Source organism: Marinobacter koreensis (genome assembly GCF_023156285.1).
Classification (GTDB): Bacteria; Pseudomonadota; Gammaproteobacteria; order Pseudomonadales; family Oleiphilaceae; genus Marinobacter; species Marinobacter koreensis.
In genome coordinates, this window is record NZ_JAKZAJ010000004.1 from 285,552 (window position 1) to 303,893 (window position 18,342).

At 59.2% G+C, this 18,342-nt stretch carries 17 protein-coding genes; 11 read left to right on the forward strand and 6 right to left on the reverse strand.

Features of this window, described 5'->3' with window-relative positions; genetic code table 11:
* The first annotated feature begins 15 nt into the window (after positions 1 to 15).
* From MLD04_RS12600 to MLD04_RS12650, 11 genes are all read left to right on the forward strand, one after another.
* Entirely contained in the window at positions 16 to 1,692 is a 1,677-nt protein-coding gene (locus tag MLD04_RS12600) for a methyl-accepting chemotaxis protein (protein ID WP_248158886.1), read from the forward strand.
* Between the two features lie 110 nt (positions 1,693 to 1,802).
* A complete protein-coding gene (locus MLD04_RS12605; protein WP_248158888.1) occupies positions 1,803 to 2,879 on the forward strand; it encodes a TRAP transporter substrate-binding protein in 1,077 nt (358 codons plus the stop codon).
* Between the two features lie 110 nt (positions 2,880 to 2,989).
* Positions 2,990 to 4,111 (forward strand): spermidine/putrescine ABC transporter ATP-binding protein PotA, encoded by a 1,122-nt coding sequence (gene potA, locus MLD04_RS12610; protein WP_248158891.1) that lies wholly within the window; start codon positions 2,990 to 2,992, stop codon positions 4,109 to 4,111.
* Complete coding sequence (gene potB, locus MLD04_RS12615; protein WP_248158894.1) at positions 4,104 to 4,964, forward strand: spermidine/putrescine ABC transporter permease PotB; 861 nt, start codon at positions 4,104 to 4,106, stop codon at positions 4,962 to 4,964. The genes potA and potB overlap by 8 nt, the downstream gene beginning before the upstream one ends.
* The gene (potC, locus tag MLD04_RS12620) at positions 4,961 to 5,731 is read left to right on the forward strand and encodes a spermidine/putrescine ABC transporter permease PotC (RefSeq protein WP_008940410.1); all 771 of its coding nucleotides are present in this window, start codon (positions 4,961 to 4,963) and stop codon (positions 5,729 to 5,731) included. Before potB ends, potC begins: the two co-directional genes overlap by 4 nt.
* Positions 5,728 to 6,765 (forward strand): ABC transporter substrate-binding protein, encoded by a 1,038-nt coding sequence (locus tag MLD04_RS12625; protein WP_248158896.1) that lies wholly within the window; start codon positions 5,728 to 5,730, stop codon positions 6,763 to 6,765. The genes potC and MLD04_RS12625 overlap by 4 nt, the downstream gene beginning before the upstream one ends.
* A gap of 112 nt (positions 6,766 to 6,877) precedes the next feature.
* Positions 6,878 to 7,957: an extracellular solute-binding protein gene (locus MLD04_RS12630; protein ID WP_248158898.1), complete on the forward strand. Its 1,080-nt coding sequence runs from the start codon at positions 6,878 to 6,880 to the stop codon at positions 7,955 to 7,957.
* A gap of 5 nt (positions 7,958 to 7,962) precedes the next feature.
* A complete protein-coding gene (locus MLD04_RS12635; RefSeq protein ID WP_248158900.1) occupies positions 7,963 to 9,057 on the forward strand; it encodes an ABC transporter ATP-binding protein in 1,095 nt (364 codons plus the stop codon).
* The gene (locus MLD04_RS12640; protein WP_248158902.1) at positions 9,054 to 9,914 is read left to right on the forward strand and encodes an ABC transporter permease; all 861 of its coding nucleotides are present in this window, start codon (positions 9,054 to 9,056) and stop codon (positions 9,912 to 9,914) included. The genes MLD04_RS12635 and MLD04_RS12640 overlap by 4 nt, the downstream gene beginning before the upstream one ends.
* A gap of 4 nt (positions 9,915 to 9,918) precedes the next feature.
* Positions 9,919 to 10,776, forward strand: coding sequence for an ABC transporter permease (locus tag MLD04_RS12645; RefSeq protein ID WP_248158905.1), 858 nt, complete (start codon positions 9,919 to 9,921; stop codon positions 10,774 to 10,776).
* A 118-nt stretch (positions 10,777 to 10,894) separates the two neighbouring features.
* Positions 10,895 to 13,120 (forward strand): diguanylate cyclase, encoded by a 2,226-nt coding sequence (locus tag MLD04_RS12650; protein WP_248158906.1) that lies wholly within the window; start codon positions 10,895 to 10,897, stop codon positions 13,118 to 13,120.
* 16 nt (positions 13,121 to 13,136) lie between these two features.
* On the opposite strand, the gene MLD04_RS12655 is transcribed toward MLD04_RS12650, so the two are convergent.
* The 6 genes from MLD04_RS12655 to MLD04_RS12680 all read right to left on the reverse strand — a co-directional run bounded on the left by MLD04_RS12655 (position 13,137) and on the right by MLD04_RS12680 (position 18,340).
* Positions 13,137 to 13,580: a universal stress protein gene (locus MLD04_RS12655; RefSeq protein ID WP_248158909.1), complete on the reverse strand. Its 444-nt coding sequence runs from the start codon at positions 13,578 to 13,580 to the stop codon at positions 13,137 to 13,139.
* Positions 13,581 to 13,611: 31 nt separating this feature from the next.
* A complete protein-coding gene (locus MLD04_RS12660) occupies positions 13,612 to 14,898 on the reverse strand; it encodes a TRAP transporter large permease (protein ID WP_248158912.1) in 1,287 nt (428 codons plus the stop codon).
* Between the two features lie 34 nt (positions 14,899 to 14,932).
* On the reverse strand, positions 14,933 to 15,526 hold the full coding sequence (locus MLD04_RS12665; protein WP_248158916.1) for a TRAP transporter small permease: 594 nt from the start codon (positions 15,524 to 15,526) through the stop codon (positions 14,933 to 14,935).
* A 109-nt stretch (positions 15,527 to 15,635) separates the two neighbouring features.
* Entirely contained in the window at positions 15,636 to 16,670 is a 1,035-nt protein-coding gene (locus MLD04_RS12670; RefSeq protein WP_248158919.1) for a TRAP transporter substrate-binding protein, read from the reverse strand.
* A 141-nt stretch (positions 16,671 to 16,811) separates the two neighbouring features.
* On the reverse strand, positions 16,812 to 17,348 hold the full coding sequence (locus tag MLD04_RS12675; protein ID WP_248158922.1) for a YqiA/YcfP family alpha/beta fold hydrolase: 537 nt from the start codon (positions 17,346 to 17,348) through the stop codon (positions 16,812 to 16,814).
* On the reverse strand, positions 17,345 to 18,340 hold the full coding sequence (locus MLD04_RS12680) for an LLM class flavin-dependent oxidoreductase (protein ID WP_248158925.1): 996 nt from the start codon (positions 18,338 to 18,340) through the stop codon (positions 17,345 to 17,347). The genes MLD04_RS12675 and MLD04_RS12680 overlap by 4 nt, the downstream gene beginning before the upstream one ends.
* Positions 18,341 to 18,342 lie beyond the last annotated feature (2 nt).

The window sequence follows — 18,342 nt, forward strand, 5'->3', positions numbered from 1 at the left end:
GGAGAGATCATTGCTATGAAGTTTCTGAACCGGCTCAGTATTCGAGTTCGCCTGCTTGTGGCAGTACTTGTCCCGGTACTGCTTACGGCGGGTACCCTGGCCTGGATCACCGCCAGTCGAATCCAGACCAATGGCGAGGAAGAACTCAAGAGGCTGGAAGCCAATCTGCTTGAAGCGCGCAAGGAAGGCTTGAAGAGTCTGGTTTCGACGGCCCGTTCGGTGGTCATGGAGGCCAAGAACAACCCGGATCTGTCGGAGTCGGAGGCCAAGGAAGCGGCCCGACAGCGCCTTCGGTCGATCACCTTCGGCAATAACAACTATGTGTTTGCCTATACCCGCGATGTCTTCAATCTGGCCTACGCGCCGGATCCGTCCAAGGAGGGTGCTTCCAACAACCCGGTTTTGAAAAAGCTCGTCGGCAGCCTGTTCAGCGCAGCGGAAGGTGAAGGCTTCTATGCCTACGACTGGATGAATCCGGCGTCCGGGAACGAAGAACCCAAGGTTTCCTACTCCACAATTATCCCCGGCTGGGACTGGATGATCGGTACCGGTGTTTACATTACCGACATCAAGAAGGTGGTGGCTGCGTCGAAGGTCGAAATTGACAAGAGCATTGAACGGGCGCTGGGCTTTATCCTGCTGGCGACCGTGATTGTTGTTGTCATTGCAGTTCTGATCGGGCTGTTTGTCGGCCGCACGGTGACGAAACCGCTGAAGAGTGTCAGTGACATGATGCAGGAGATTGCCGATGGCGACGGCGATCTCCGTCAGCGCCTGCCTGAGGAAGGAACCGATGAGCTGTCCGAGCTGGGTCGCCGGTTCAACCACTTCGTGGTGAAGATCCAGAACACCATTCGCGATGTCGGGGCGACCACGGATCAGCTGGCGTCTGCCGCCGAAGAGCTCAGCCGGGTGGCCAACGAAACCCGACAGTCGGTGCAGGAGCAGGGCTCCGAAACCGATCAGATCGCTTCTGCCATCAATGAAATGGCGGCCACCATCCAGCAGATCTCCGGTAACGCCAACGAGGTTGAAAGTGCGGCGTCTGACGCCGATCGGATGGCCCGGGAAGGCGGCGAAACCATCACCAGCGCCCAGAGTTCGGTGAATCAGCTGTCGGAAGAGATCAAGAGCACCTCGGCCAGCATCGATGCCCTGGCAGAAAAATCGGACGAGATCCAGCAGGTGCTCGACGTGATCCATGCGGTGACCGAACAGACCAACCTGCTGGCCCTGAATGCGGCCATCGAGGCAGCGCGCGCGGGTGAGCATGGCCGCGGCTTCTCGGTGGTGGCAGACGAGGTCCGGCAGCTGGCCAAGCGCAGTGCCGAATCGGCGGATCAGATCCGTGAGATGATCGACGGATTCGTGACGGAATCCCGTGCCGCGGTCGAGCGCATGAATCATTCCCGCAAGAGCTCTGAATCGACGGTGGAACGGATCGATCACGCAACCTCGGCGCTGACCACCATTGAGAAATCGGTCACCCAGATCCACGATCAGGTAACGCAGATCGCCACTGCGGCGGAGCAGCAGAGCCAGGTGGCCGAGGAGATCAACCAGAACGTGGTCCGGATCGTGGACGCGGCCCAGCGCAGTGACACCGGTGTGACCCAGACCAATGAGGCCAGTCACGAGCTGGCGCGACTGGGCGAGAATCTCCGGGAGCTGGTGGGACAGTTCAAGGTCTGACCACCGGAGCGTTGTTGGCCCGGGGTCATTGGCCTCGGGCCGTTAGCAGGCTATGATGCTGCTGTTAATGACACTTGTCATACATACCAACAAAAACGGAAGCTAACATCATGAATCTTCGCAAGACCTTCTTGGCCGCGATCGCTGTGGCGACCTCGGCGTTCAGTGCCTCCGCGCTTGCCCAGGACCAGGAAACCTACAACCTGAGCCTTGCCCAGACCTGGGGGCCGAATACGCCGATCCTGGCAGAGACCACCAAGCACTTCGCCGAAATGGCGGAAAAAATGTCCGACGGCCGGCTGAAAATCCGGATTGATCCGTCCAGCAAACACAAGGCGCCGTTCGGGATCTTCGATATGGTGCGTTCCGGTCAGTACGACCTGGGCCACACTGCCTCGTACTATTACAAGGGCACCATCCCGAATGCCATGTACTTCACCACCATTCCGTTCGGCCTGACCGCGCCGGAGATGTACTCGTGGTTCTACTACGGTGGCGGCATGGACCTGATGGAGCAGGTGTATCGTCCGTATGGCCTGCTCTCGTTCCCGGGCGGTAACACCGGTAACCAGATGGGCGGCTGGTTCCGTAAGGAAATCAAATCTCTGGACGACCTGAAAGGTCTGAAAATGCGGACACCCGGCCTGGCCGGCGAGGTCATGTCCGAGCTGGGTGTTGCGGTGACCAACATTCCGCCGGGAGAGCTGTTCAGTGCATTGGAGCGTGGCACCATCGATGCCGCCGAGTGGGTCGGTCCGGCACTTGATTTCCCCATGGGCTTCCAGCAGATCGCCAAGTACTACTACTCAGGCTGGCAGGAGCCGGGTGCCGAGGTACAGTTCCTGGTGAATGAGAAGACCTGGGACAAGCTGCCGGCAGACCTGCAGGAAATCCTGCGTGTTGCCATGCGCACCGCCGCCTACGACATGTACATCGAAAGCTACCACGAGAATGCCATGGCGTGGGACAAGATGAAGGAAAACTATCCGGACGTGCAGCACAAGGTGTTCCCGCCGGAGGTCATCAACGCCCTTCGCAAGACCACCGACAAGCTGCTTGAGCAGTATGCCGAGAAGGATCCGATGGCCCGGAAGATCATTTCTTCCCAGCGTGATTACCTGAAGATCGTCCGCAAGTGGACCAACATTTCTGACAAGGCGTATCTGGAAAGCTCGGCGACCGAGTAATCCAATACCCATCAGAAGCGTAAGACAGGGGCGTCGGCACAATGCCGGCGCCCCTTTTTGTTTTTGGCGCTTTCTGGAAAAATAGGCCGCTCTTTATGCGGGCAGGGCCGATGAAACAGACACTGCTTTCTCTGAGCAATCTCACCAAGCAATTCGGCGGCAAGACCGTTCTGGATTCCCTGGACCTGGATATCTACGACGGGGAGTTCATCACGCTGCTCGGGCCGTCCGGTTGCGGTAAAACGACACTGCTTCGACTCATCGCCGGGTTTGAGCAGCCGGACTGCGGATCGATTTCGCTTTCCGGTGTGGATCTGACCGGCACGCCTCCGGAAGGGCGTCCTCTGAACACCGTGTTTCAGCACTATGCGCTGTTTCCCCACATGTCGGTTTTCGACAATGTGGCCTACGGGTTGAAGATGGAAAAGCGACCCCCCGACGAGATTCGCGATCGGGTCGAGGAAGCCCTGGCCATGGTTCAGCTCCAGGACTACGCTCGCCGCAAGCCCCAGCAACTGTCCGGCGGTCAGCAGCAACGGGTGGCGATTGCCCGGGCCGTAGTCAAGCGTCCCCGTCTTTTATTGCTGGATGAACCCCTGTCTGCCCTCGACTACAAGCTTCGACGCACTATGCAGGTTGAGTTGAAACGACTGCAGCGGGAGCTGGGGATTACCTTCGTATTTGTGACCCACGACCAGGAAGAGGCATTGTCCATGTCCGATCGGGTGGTCGTGCTCAAGGACGGTGTGGTCCAGCAGCTCGGCACGCCACGGGAAGTCTACGAGCGCCCGGCCAATCTGTTCACTGCCCGGTTCGTGGGGGAGACCAATTTCTTCCCGGGGAACGTTGACGCGGTTAACGACGGGGACATCATTGTCGACGTGTTCGGCCTGAAGCGAACCCTGAGGAAACCGGATTTCGAACTTCACCCTGGTCAGGCCGTGCATGTGCTTTTGCGCCCGGAGGACATCCGGGTGCTGGAGCCGACCGATGAGCAGGGACTGGCCGGCCGGATTGTTGAACGGAACTACAAGGGCAGCACGCTCGACTCGGTGATCCATCTGGACGATGGAACCGAGGTGCTTGCCAGCGAGTTCTTCGACGAGGACGATCCGGCCTTCGACTATCGGCTGGGTGAACCGGTGCGGGTGAGCTGGGTGGATGGCTGGGAATGGCTGCTCCCGGAGGAGTCATCGAATGCCAGCGTCGGGAGTCTCACCGACGATGTCTAGTATTCGCCAGCAGCCGTTCGGAGCGGCGGTGTTGGTCCTGGTGTGGGGCTGGTTGCTGTTCCTGGTGCTGGCGCCAAACCTGCTGGTCGTCGGCGCCAGTGTCATGACCCGGGATCCCGGCAGCTTTCTTTCATTGCCCCTGAATCTCGACGCTTATCGCCAGTTGATGGACCCGCTGTATCTGGACGTGTTTCTGCACTCCCTTTACATGGCTGCCGTCACGACACTGGCCTGCCTTCTGATCGGCTATCCCTTCGCCTGGGCACTGTCGAAAGTGGAGAAACGCCGTCAGCTGTTGCTGATTTTCTTTCTGATTGTGCCCTTCTGGACCAATTCGCTGGTTCGGACCTACGCGCTCAAGCTGATCCTGGCGACCAACGGGCTCATCAACTCTGCTTTGCTGTCCCTGGGGTGGATCGATGAGCCGGTGCGGATGCTGTACACCGAGGGCGCCGTGATTATCGGGCTGGTGTATCTGTTGCTGCCATTCATGATCCTGCCGCTGTATTCGGTATTTGATGACCTGCGAGAGGAACTGGTCATGGCGTCCCACGACCTGGGGGCCGGTCGTTTTGCGACCTTTCTGCACGTGATTGTGCCGCTGACCCTCCCGGGGGTTCTGGCGGGCGTTATGCTGGTCCTGCTTCCGGCCATGGGTTTGTTCTTCGTGCCGGACATTCTCGGGGGCTCCCGGAACCTGCTGGTGGGCAACGTCATCAAGAACCAGTTTCTGGATGCCCGTAACTGGCCGTTCGGTGCCGCCGCGAGTATTGTCCTGACCCTCACTATGGCGGTTCTCATGCTGGCCCACCGTATCAGCAAACAGCGCATCGGCGAGGAGGGATCGGCATGATTCGATGGCTACCCCGAGCCTGGCTGATGCTCATCTACGGCCTGCTGTATGTGCCCATTGCGGTGCTGGTGGTGTTTTCCTTCAACGATTCCCGTAGCGGTTACACCTGGGGCGGCCTGAGCCTGCGCTGGTATGAAACCCTGTTCAACAACCACGCCATGGTAGAGGCCATGTGGAACTCCCTGTGGCTGGCGCTTTCCGCGGCTACGGTGTCCACCCTGATCGGGGGGCTGACTGCCCTGGCGCTGCATCGTTACCGGTTTCGCGGCAAACGAGTCCTGAACGGCATGCTGTTCGTGGTGATGATGTCACCGGAAATCGTCCTGGCGATCTCACTGCTGGCACTGTTCCTGCTGGTGGGGATACAGCTGGGGTATGTATCCCTGCTGCTGGCCCACGTCACCTTCTGTCTGCCGTTCGTGGTGATCACCGTAATGGCCCGGCTCAGCGGCTTTGATGAGAGCCTGCCAGAAGCGGCCCGGGATCTGGGTGCCAGTGATTTCACCATGACCCGGACGGTGCTCATCCCGGTGATCATGCCGGCCCTTCTGGCAGGTTGGCTGCTGGGGTTTACACTGTCACTGGATGATGTGGTGGTCAGTACGTTCGTCAGTGGCCCCACCTACGAGATTCTCCCGCTGCGCATCTATTCCATGGTGCGGGTGGGGCTCAAGCCCGAGGTGAATGCCCTGGGCACGCTGTTGCTGGTGTTTTCACTGGTCATGCTATCGCTGTCGCAATGGATACTCACAAGGAGCAAACAATGAAAAAACTCGCACTGGCCGCCCTGCTGGCCCTGGGCCTGACGGGCTGCAGTTCCGAGGAACCGCAGGTTCTCAACCTCTACAACTGGTCCGAGTACATGCCCCAGGAGGTGCTGGACCGTTTCCAGGAGGAAACCGGCATCCAGGTGGTTTACACCACCTACGACAGTAACGAAGCCATGTATGCCAAGCTCAAGCTGCTGGATGACAGCGCCGCCTATGATCTGGCCGTGCCCTCCACCTATTACGTGAGCAAGATGCGTCAGGAAGGCCTTTTGAAGAAGATCGACCGGAGCAAGATCAAAGGCTTTGATAACCTGGATCCGGAGCTGACCAACCTGGACATCGACCCGGACAACCAGTACAGCATTCCCTACCTCTGGGGCACCACGGGCCTGGCGGTGGACACCGCCGACGTCGAGGAACCGGTGGATTCCTGGGCCGACCTGTGGGATGAACGCTTCAAGGGCCGGGTGATGCTCACCAACGACATGCGGGAGGTGTTCCATGTCGGTCTGCGGGTACTGGGGTATTCCGGCAACAGCACCAACCCGGACGAAATCAAGGCTGCCTACGAGAAACTCAAGGAATTGATGCCCTCGGTCCGTACCTTCAACTCGGATGCCCCCCGGGTGCCCTATCTTGAGGGTGAAACCGATGTCGGCATGATCTGGAACGGCGAGGCGGTGATGGCGCAGGAGACCATGCCTACACTGAAATACGTCTATCCCAAAGAAGGCATCATTGCCTGGCTGGACAGTTTTGTGATTCCGAAGAATGCCCGTAATCCCGAGGCAGCCTACAAGTTCATCAACTTCGTGCTGAGGCCCGAGATTTCGGCTCTGATCAGCGAGGACATCGGGTATGCGACACCGAATCTGAAGGCCCGGGATCTGCTGGACGAGGACGTGGCGAACAATCGGGCCAGCTATCCGACCCCGGAGGATATGAAGAATGCCGAGTTCCAGGTAGACATTGGTGATGAGGCCCTGCAGGTCTATGCCAAATACTGGGAAATGCTGAAATCCGGCCAGTAATCCTCCGGCAGGCAGGGCGGGTTTCACAAAACTGCAATACATGGTCTATAACTTCCTGATAACACTTGGTTAGCAAACTTGTTACCGACCGCTATCAGGGGAATGAACGATCATGAGATTGCGCACGACACGGAAATCCGCACTGCTTGGCGCCAGCTTCCTGGCTGCCGCGACTTTCTCCGGCAGCCTGTTCGCCGAAGAACTGCGCCTGATTACCTGGGGTGGCTACGCCCCGGATGAGGTGGTGGCCCAGTTCGAAAAAGAAACCGGTATCGATGTAAAGATCACCCTGTCCAACAACGAGGACATGATCTCCAAGCTCCGGGCCACCGGGGGTGCCGGTTTCGACCTGGCCCAGCCCAGTCAGGACCGTATTGTTGGTGTCCAGCGCCAGTTCAATATCTACAAACCGATCGATTACAGCCGCATCAATACCGATCAGTTGCAGTCCTCCATGGTCAAGGCCGCACAGGGCGCCACCAAACTTGGCAACGACTACTACGGCGTGCCATCGGTCTGGGGCACCAGTGGTCTGATAGTGCACAGTTCCGTGGCGGACACGGTCAAGGACTACACCGATCTGTGCGATCCGTCGGTGGCCGGGGACGTCAGCTACCGGCTCAAGCGCCCAACGCTGATCGGGTTTGCCTTCGCCATGGGAATGGATCCGTTTGCCGCTTATAACGACCGGGACCAGTACCAGTCCATCATGAACAAGGTGGAAGACAAACTGATCGACTGCAAGGCCAACGTCAAAACCTACTGGACCGGCGGCGACCAGCTTCTGGCGCTGCTGCGCACTGGTGAGGTAAAGGCGGCCATGGCCTGGGATGCCGGTGGCTGGAAGCTGAATGCTGAAAATCCTGACATTCGGTTTGTCGCGCCCGAGTCCGGCGCCCTGGGCTGGATTGACACCTTTGCCATCCCCCGGCGCAGCGAGAACGAAGAAGCTGCTTACAAGTGGATCAACTTCGTGATGCAGCCGGAGATTGCCGCCAAGATCACCAACGCCTCGGGGAATTTCACCGCCTCCAAAGGCGCCGACGAATACGTGAAATCGGATCTCCGGGATGCCTACCGGGCCAGCTTCACGGATCAGGCGATCAATAACATCAAATGGTATCCGCCGGTACCCCCGGGACTGGAAACCATGGAAGGACAGGTACTCGATCGGGTTCAGGCGGCGAACTGATTGCCATGACATCCGAGTCTGACCTGTCCTGCAGCGGACTGGTCCGCCGCTTTGGCGATAACGCCGCGGTGGACCACGTCTCCCTGAACGTACCGGCGGGTACGTTCTTCTCCATTCTGGGGCCGTCTGGCTGTGGCAAGACGACCCTGTTGCGCCTCTTGGCCGGCTTCGATCGCCCCGATGAGGGGGAAATCCGTATACGGGGCCAGCGGATGAATGAGGTTCCGCCCAACCGGCGGCCAGTGAACATGGTGTTCCAGCATCTGGCCCTGTTTCCCACCATGTCTGTCGGCGACAACATTGCCTACGGGCTCAAGCGTCGGGGGGTTCCGGCTGCGGAGCGGCAAAAGCGTGTCGCCCGGGTGCTGGAGCAGGTGGGTTTGCCGGGGACGGAGAACCGGAATCCCCAACAGTTGTCCGGCGGCCAGCGCCAGCGGGTGGCCCTGGCCCGGTGTCTGGTGCTTGAGCCCACCCTGCTGCTGCTCGATGAGCCGCTGGGTGCGCTGGATCTGAAGTTGCGCGAACAGATGAAGGTCGAGCTGAAGCATCTCCAGAAGGCCTTTGGCACCACCTTTGTCTACATTACCCACGACCAGTCGGAAGCCATGGTGATGTCCGATCAGGTGGCGGTCATGAAAAATGGCCGGTTCGACCAGGTCGCACCGCCCGAAGAGTTGTATCGGGAACCGGCAACGCCCTTTGTGGCTGGCTTTGTCGGCGATAACAACCGCCTGGCGGGTGAGCTGGTCAGTGTCCGTGAAGGGCTGGCAGAAGTACGGCTGGACGATGGCGGCTTGGTCCGGGGTCGTATGGCGTCCCAGGCGCCGGCGGTGGGCGAGCGGGCGGAACTCTTTGTCCGGCCAGAATCGCTGGTGCTGGCGGGTGAGGCGCTCAAACCGGATTTCTCGACCGTCCAGGCCAGCGTTGACACGACCCTGTTTGACGGCGCCAACAGTCGGGTAGAAGTGACGAGTTCCGGGCAGACCCTGTTTGCCCGCTTGCCCCAGGACGGTTCGGCGCCGGCGCTGAGCGAGGGCGCGACCTTGCAGCTCGGCTGGGATCCCATGCTGGCCCGGGTCTTCCCTGCGGGGGGCGCATGAGATCTTCCGCCAGCCGCCTGTCGCTGTGGCTTTTACTCACCCCCTTCCTGCTGTGGATCGTCCTGCTGGTGCTCCTGCCGCATCTGCAGATGCTGAGGGTGTCCTTCCAGGTTCGGGAAAGCTGGGATACGCTGGATTGGGGATTTCAGCAGTACCAGAATTTCTTTTCCGAGTCCTATTACTGGCGGACGTTTGTGCGTACCGGGGTGATGTCCCTGTTCACGACCTTTCTGACCCTGATCATCGCGTTTCCCATCGCCTGGTACATCGCCAGGCTGGCACGGGGACGTTCCAAGGGGCTGCTGTTTCTCGCCTGCCTGATTCCTTTCTGGGCCAGCGAACTGGTCCGGACCTACGGCTGGATGATCCTGCTGCGGGAAAGTGGCGTGTTCAGTGCCTGGTTGCAGGCGCTTGGCTGGGCGGATGGCCCGGTGGAGATGCTGTACAACGACGTGGCTGTAATCATTGGCCTGGTCTACAACGGCCTGCTGTTCATGGTTGTGCCGCTGGTGACAACCCTTGAGGGTATGGACGAAAACCTGGTAGAAGCCGGCTACGACCTTGGCGGCGGCCATTTCACCGTGCTGCGGGAAATCGTCGTGCCCTGGGCGATGCCCGGCATTGTCTCCGGCTGCATCGTTGTCTTCATGCTCACACTCGGCAGTTACCTGACGCCGATCCTGATGGGCGGCAAGGACAGTGCCTGGTTCACCCAGCAGATTTTTACCCAGTTCATCACGCGCTTCAACTGGGAGCAGGGGGCGGCTCTGGGCGTACTGCTACTGGTCCTGTCGTCGCTGATCGTGTGGATCGGGCTCCGGGTAACCGGACAGTCTCTGCGCAAGGTAATGGGGTGACGTCATGATCCGTTCCGTTCCACGCTCCCGATTGTTTGACGCCCTGTACCTGGTCTATCTGGTGGCGTTTTTCGTCTACCTGGCCCTGCCTCTTCTGGTGACCGCGGTCTTTGCCTTCAACGATGCCCCCTTTCCCTCGTTGCCATGGAAAGGGTTTACCCTGGACTGGTATTTCGCGGACGGCTCGGGCGGCAGAACCGGCCTGTTCCACGACGACACTCTCTTGTCGGCGCTGTGGGTCAGTGCCCAGATTGCATTCTGGGTGACCCTCTGCAGCGTGGCGCTCGGTTGTGCCAATGCCGTGCTGTTCGAGCGGCTGGAATTCCGTGGCAAGGAGCTCCTGTACCTGCTGATGCTGCTTCCGCTGGTGATTCCAGGCGTGATCCTCGGGGTCTCCATCCTGGTGTTCTACAGTGGTATGGCCAACGATCTTTCCCGGAGCTGGGGCATAGAACTGGATGTGTTCCGCCCGGGCATGACACTGGTGGTGATGGGGCAGGTGACTTTCATTACCACGCTGGCGACCCTGGTGATTGCGTCCCGCCTGCGAAAGTTTGACCGGCAGCTTGAGGAGGCGGCGCTCAATCTGGGGGCGACGCCCGTTGTGGCCTGGTTTACCGTGACCTTGCCCTGGCTGATGCCATCGATTCTCGGGGCCGCGGCCATGGCGTTCCTGATGTCGTTCGAGAACTTCAACACTACGGTGATGCTCACCGGAAGCGACACGCCGTTGACGGTGGCGCTCTTCAGCCGCCTCAGGGAAGGCTCGACACCGGTGCTCAATGCGGTTGCCCTGTTCCTGATGGTCGCGTCGGCTCTTCTTGCCCTGGCGGTGACTCGGGGGGATAGCGAGAAGTCGTAGGATGGCCCACCGGGCCTGTTTTCTTACAGGCTCCCTTTTGTTCACGGACCGGGGCTATACTGACGCCAACGGCTTCATCTCTCAGGTTTTTACTTTGCGAAAACTGGCAAGTCCCGGAATGTGGTTTTTACGGCTTTGGCTGATGTTCTGCGTGCCGGTGGCCGCATTTGGCGCCTCCCAGTCCGTGGATGAGGGGTGGGAGTATCGCTGGGGCGATTCTCCATTCGATAACGCCGGCGTGCCGGTGTGGACCCGGCAGCACGCCCCGGAGCAGTGGCACTCCATTGCCTTCCCCTCCAATCCACCTGACCGGAACGGTCACCAACACGCCTGGTTTCGGGTGACATTGCCGGATGGCAGCTGGCAGGCGCCAATCCTCTACATATACAGTGTCGATATCATCGTCCAGGTCTGGTTCGACGGTAAGAAGATCTACCAGTACGGCACCTTTGACGCCGAGGGGAAAGGGTCTTTTGAAGGCTGGCCCTGGCACGCTATTCCACTCCCGGCAAACTACTCGGGCCAACCGATCTATTTCCGGGTTTTCTCCAATTACACCGATATCGGCCTGTGGGGCGAAGTGGCCATTATGGACAAGCCGGACCTCGTCCTGAGAGTTCTGCAAACGTCCACGGAATCACTGGTGATCGCCGGTTTTTGCGCGCTGATCGCGATGCTGGCATTGCTGTTCGCAATGATGCAGCCCCATAACCGGAACTTTACCAGTATGGCGCTGTTTTCGGCCGCGACTGCCGTCATGCTGGTATCCGAGAGTCAGGCGAGTCTGTTGATCGCCTATCACCCTCTGGTCTGGGATTACCTGGCGGCGGGGTCTTACTACCTGATCCCCGTGGCCATGGCTTTGCTCCTGTCGCAATGGCTGAAGTCACAGCCGGTGCGCTGGCTGGAATGGATCTGGAAGTTCCATCTGGGGTACGCGGTCGGGGCGATTGCCCTGGCCCTGATCGGGGCCGTGGATCTGTCATCGACGTTTCCGGCCTTCGATGCGCTGTTCCTGGTGAGTCTGGTGCTGATGACGGCCATTGCGATCCGTCATTTCCGTGGCCTGCTGCGGGAGCAACAGGTGCTGCTGGGTACCTTCGGGCTTTTCTCCCTGCTACTGGTCCTCGATATGGCGGTTGCCCACAGTGTTCTGCCCTGGGGCCGGGTTCCGGTGAGCTGGGGCGCCCTGGCGTTCTCGCTGGCGGTCGTGACCATCTCTGCGCGGCACTATGTTTCATCCCAGCGTTCCCTGAATGAACTCAATCGGACCCTGGAACAGCAGGTCGCGGAACGCACCGCCCGGGCAGAATCGTTGGCAGAGCGAGAGCGCGCCCGGGCAAGGTTGCTGATGCTGGAAACCCGTAAAGGGCGCCAGCTGACCAACGTGATTGCGAAGCTGCAGGATCAGGAGGGAATCGATCAGGCTTTTCAGGTTCTCGCGTCCTCCATACCGGAGCTCTGCCGTCCGCTCAAGGGCGCGCTATACCGACGCGTGGCGGACAGTTTTTACGAGCGGGTGGTCTGCTGGGCCGATGCGGCCTCCAGTGACCGCTTCCCCGTGTCGCTCAGTGATGCCGGGCCGCAGCCGGAGACGGGGTTGCCGGAGGATGGCAACATGACGGAGCGTGGAGATGGTGTGATCTGTTTCCGCCTGAACGTGCAATCGCCGTCGGGTCTGGTCACAGAAGGCTTGCTGTTGCTTGATAGGCCGGTCCTGGAAGAAGGTCTCCGAGACTACGGCAGCGCCCGGATTGTGTCTTCGGCCCAGCAGTTCCTCGACAAGATTGGCGTGACGCTGTCCGGCATTCTTCTGAGGGAGGAGTTACAGCGGTTTTCCTACGAAGATTCGCTGACCGGCCTGAAGAATCGCCGATTTTTCGACGAACTCTTCGGTCATGAGGGGGCGCTGGCACAGCGTAATGGCCACCCCCTGAGCCTGCTCCTGATCGATATCGATCATTTCAAGCAGTTCAACGATACCTACGGCCACCCCGCGGGTGACGGCGTTCTGAGGATGGTCGCGGAGATGTTACGGCGGCAGTTCCGGGAGAGTGATACCGTCTGCCGATACGGTGGCGAGGAATTTCTGGTGATGATGCCACAGGCGCCGCTGGCGGAAGCTGCGGAACGGGCTGAGGAACTGAGGCAATCCATTGGCCGGGCGACCTGTCTGGAAAAAGGCGTGGACCTGGGGAAAATCACGGTGTCGGTCGGAGTGGCCAGCTGGCCCGAGTCAACAGAGCTGATGAGCAACCTGATTCGTCAGGCGGACCAGGCCCTGTACCGGGCAAAAGCAGAGGGGCGTGACCGGGTTTCGTCGGCCACACCCCAGAGCGTCTGAACGACAGGCCGGTGGTTCAGACAACCAGTACCGGGCATTTTGCGTGGGAGGCCACGCGGTGGGAGACGCTTCCGAGGAAGATGCCGTCCTTGTCGCTGTTGGTGCCCATGGTGCCAACGACGATCAGGTCAGCCTCCTTCTCCTGGGCAAACTTGATGATCGCACGGGACGGTTTACCCGCCTTCACGAACCCCCGAACCTTGGTCGCGCCGTGCTCCTTCGCCAGTTCCTTGGCATGATTGACGACTCCCTTGGCGTATTCGGACAGGACCTTGTCCGGGATGTCCATGTCGGACGGGCGGCCAATGGAAAGAGAGGCCTCGAACAGGCTGTGATGCTTGTAGACACACAGAATGAGAATCTCGGCCTCCGGCATGACTTTCTGCAGCTCGATTGCCTTGTCGAGGGCCTTCAGTGATGTCTTGGAGCCGTCCACGGCAACCAGCATTCGCTTGAACATGTATTTCTCCTCAGGTACCTGACCGGCGTTTTTAATCTCTGAAGGCGATATCCCGCAGGAACAGGGCAATATCCGGGAACGCAATGATCAACGCGGCTGCTCCAACCAGCATGACAATGAACGGCGGTGTGCCGCGGATCACATCCATGTAAGGACGCTTGAAAATGGCGATGGCCGTGAAAATGTCACAGCCGAACGGCGGTGTGGCCGAGCCGATAGCGACCTGCAGGGTGATCAGTACACCAACCAGCACCGGATCGAGGCCGGTGGCCTGGACGGCCGGCGCAAAAATCGGTGTCAGCACGAGGATCACCACAATAGGATCCACAAACATACAGGCGATAAAGAACGACACGCAGATGGCGATCAGAACGCCTACCGGTCCCGCTTCATTGACGCCGACAGACTCAAGGATGGTCTGTGGAATCTGGGCAAAGGAGATGATCCAGGAGAAGCCATTACCCACTGCCACCAGGATAAAGACGACGGCCGTTATGAGTCCTGTGGATTTGGAAATGGTCCAGATGTGCGAGAGCTTCAGCGACCGGAAGACCACGAATTCCAGCAGGAATGCGTACAGGACGCAGACCGCCGCAGCCTCGGTAGGACTGAAGATGCCACCGTAGATGCCACCGACGATAATGACCGGGAAAAACAGTGGCCATAGGGCGTCCCTTACCGAGACAGCCCGCTGTTTCCAGGTGGACTTCTCTTCGACCGGGACATTGTTCTTGTAGGCATAGATCAGGCAGTAGATCGAGAACATGAACAGAATGAGGATGCCCGGACCGATGCCGGCGATGAACAGTTCCGCAATGGAGGTTTCCGAGATAACCCCGTAGATGATCATGCCGATGCTCGGGGGGATCAGGAACGCGATATCACTCGAGTTGATGATCAGCGCCAACGTGAAGGCGTCGGAGTAGCCTGCCTTGAGCATTTTGGGGCGCAGGGGAGAGCCCACTGCGACAACCGTTGCCTGCGTGGAACCGGACACCGCGCCAAACAGGGTACAGGATGCCGCGGTACTGATCGCGAGGCCGCCTTTTACATGGCCGATGAATGCCATGACCATATTGATCAGTCGATCGGCGGATTGTCCGCGGGTCATGATGTCGGCGGCCAGAATAAACATGGGAACCGCAATCAGGGACGCGGGACGGATACCGCCCATCATTTGCTGGACGAACGTCTGCATCTGGCCGAAGCCGTCAAACGTCATCACAAAGCCGATTACCGCACCGGTAATCAGGGGAACCATCATCGGGAAGCCAAGCAGTAGCAACCCAATCATGACGGCCATCATTATCGTTGCCATGGTGTTTTATCCTTTGTTAATGCTGCTGCAGGGCTCAGACTTCCGATTCGGTATCCGCATAGCCGTCAACCACACCCGTCGACAGGTAGACGTCTTCGCTCGTGAAATTCTTGATCGCGGTCAGGAAATACTGGATGCCGGTGATGGCAAAGCCTACCGGGGCCCAGATGTAGATCCACCAGATCGGGAAGCCCAGTGCCGGCAGGATCCGGCCACGGCTGTGGAGCGTCTCGATGTAACCGTAGGAGTAGTAACAGAGGAAGAACATGACCAGCGAGGTAAACAGGGCGATGATGATCATCAGCACCTTGCGGCCTTTCACGGGAAGTGCGTCGTAAACCGCGGACATGCGGATGTGGCGCCCGTGCCTGGCGGCATAACCAATACCGGCAAAGGTGACGAGGATGATGAGAATACGGTTGATCTCACCGGAGAAAAACAGCCCTTCCTGAAATACAAAGCGGGCGATCACGTTCACGCAGGTGTTCAGTGCCATCAGGATGACACCAAGGGCAAGCATGATGGCTTCTATCTTGCTGATGACGACGTCAATGGTGCCCAGGAATCCTGGGAGACCGGATTCGTAGGAACCGGTGTCGTCTTCAATCTCCGGAGACTTCTCGGACATGGGATTCTGCTCCGAAAAAGCGACCCTGGGCGGGAAGGTTGGCGTCAGGGGCGCGGGTTAAACTCTTCAGTCAAAAAGGCTCCCCGGGAGGGGAGCCTTCTTACCACGTTCAGTTGGTTTCAGACTGAACTTTTTTCAGGTCTTCCTTGAACTGGTCCAGCAATTTCTTGCCGCTTTCGCCAGTCATCTCGATGAACTTCTTCTCGACCTGTGGCGCGCGCGCCTTGAAGGCCTTGATCTGTTCGTCGGTCAGACGGGTGATGGTGACCTTGTCGCTGGCATCCTTGATCTTCTGAAGTGCTTCCTCAGCCAGACCGTCGATGTGCACCAGAATCTTCTTGAACGCGTAGTCGGTGGCGTCCTGAACCAGTTGCTTGTCCTTGTCGGACAGACCCTGGTAGAAGTCCTGGTTGGCCATCATGGCAGTAGTGAACCAGCCGTGGTGGGTGAAGATCAGGTTCGGGGACACTTCATACAGACCGCCGGACTGGATCCAGAAAATGGGGTTTTCCTGACCCTGGATCATGTTGGTCTGCAGTGCGCCGTAAACCTCACCCCAGGGCAGCGGTGTCGGAGTTGCGCCGAACGCTTCATAGGTAGCGGAAAGCAGCGGGTTGGTCATGACCCGGATCTTCTTGTTCTTGAAATCCGCCGGCTTGGTAATTTTCTCATCCGCCGTAACGACCATCTCGCCTTCCGGATACATCTGCAAGAGCTTCAGGCCATGTTCCGCGTACAGTTTCGGGAACATCTCGTTGATGGCCTTGCTCTCCTTGAAGAACCGGACAACGCTGTCCATGTCCGTCGGCATCAGGTACGGAATGAAGAAAATCTGAGCTTCAGGAATCAGCGCACCGGTGAAGCCGGGGGACTGGTTCACGAACTGCAGGATTCCGGCCTGGGTCTGCTCCATGATGTCGCTGGATTCACCCAGTTCGCCAAAGCGGTAAACCTTCACGTCGTGATCAGAATGATCCTCGATGTATTCCTTGAACTTGTAAGCGAATACGTCCTGGACGTCGCCTTCGTACTCTTCGTGGGCGTAGCGCCAGGTATCTGCGTTAACCACGCTAGCTGCGGTCAGTCCTGCCAGGGTCAGGGCCGTAATACCGGCCAGTTTCCTGAATTTACTCAAGCTGCTCATCGGGTTGTCTCCGCTCGTTTTTTTACGTTAATCCATTGTTACATTTATAAAGACTGGCAAAACAATGGGGTTTTCGCAAGAAAATGGCGGAAATAAGTAAACCCGGTGTACAGGTTTTAGTGGAATCGCAAGTGCATGAATTTAGGATTGATTCGGTTCGCCAAGGCAGTTTTCAAGGAACTCCCGGAACTCCCTGACCACCCGATCAACGCTGTGTTCGAGCCGATGCCCGTCCGGTAAAACGAGGGTGGTCAGGCGCTGTTCATGGGCCAGTTCCAGAACCGGCATTACCGGGACGACATCGTCGTCCCAGCCATGAATGATCCGGCTGTGCCTGGCCTGGATCACGGGACGTGACTGGGGGTAGCGGGGCAGGGCAAGCGCCGGTGCCAGCATGAAACACCCAAGCACCGGTGACTCTGAACTGAGTTGCGCACATACCCAGCCACCCATACTGGAACCGGCGAGTACGGTGCGTTCAGGCGTGGCCCCGGCGGTCGCCATTGCGTCGCGCATCTGGGCAAGCCGAACGTCCGGATCCTTGCTGCTGCGGTGGTCGACGGCGATCGCGTGGACGCCGGGAAAGGCCTCGGCGGCCGACTTCATGGCCTGGATCTTGGTGCTCCCAGGGCCGCTTTCGAGGCCGTGGGACAGAAAGACATGCAGAGTGTCGGTCATTGCGGGCTCCGGGTGGCGGAAAGAATATCGAGGGCGTACCGGCGCTTCTCGGGGTCGTAGATGTCCACGGTAAACATCAGTTCATCGACGTCCACCGTGCTCAGCAACTGGTCGAGTTGTTGGCGGATGGCCGCGCTGTCTCCCAGAAGCTGGAGCCCCAGAAAGTCTTTCACACTGGCTTCCTCGCCGGCGTTCCAGAGACCCGCCATGGATTTGACCGGTGGTTTCATCCAGAGCGGTTGGCCCCGGAAAAGCGCGAGGATACGCTGATAGCTGGTGGTGGCGAGGAAGCGGGCCTCATCTACGGTGTCGGCGGGAATCGCCGGAACCGCCAGCATGCTGTAGGGGCGGTCCAATTGATCCGAGGGCTGGAAGTTGTCCCGGTAAACCCGGAGTGCTTCCCGATACAGGCGAGGCGCAAAGTGTCCGGCAAACGCATAGGGCAGTCCCCGCATGGCGGCTAATTGAGCGCTGTACAGACTGGACCCGAGGAGCCAGATGGGCACGTGGGTGCCTGCGCCGGGAATCGCCTTGACTGGCTGGCCGGGCTGAAGCGGCCCCAGCAGCGTCTGGAGGCGGCTTACGTCCTCCGGGAACTGCTCCGCGCCCAATCCGTCCCGGCGCAGCGCCCGTGCAGTAACTGGATCCGTGCCAGGGGCCCGCCCCAGGCCCAGGTCGATCCGGCCCGGGTAAAGGGACTCCAGCGTCCCGAACTGCTCGGCGATCACCAGTGGCGGATGGTTCGGCAGCATTACGCCGCCGGAGCCCACCCGAATGCTCCGGGTCTGGCCGGCAATATGACCGATCAAGACTGACGTGGCGGAGCTGGAAATACCTTCCATGTTGTGATGTTCGGCAAGCCAGAATCGCTTGAAACCGAGCGCCTCGGCATGCCGGGCATAGGCCACACTGTTGGCCAGTGTGGTGCCGACGTTGTCGCCCTCGCGAACCGAGGCAAGTTCGAGCAGGGAATAATCGGGTTGATCGGACATGG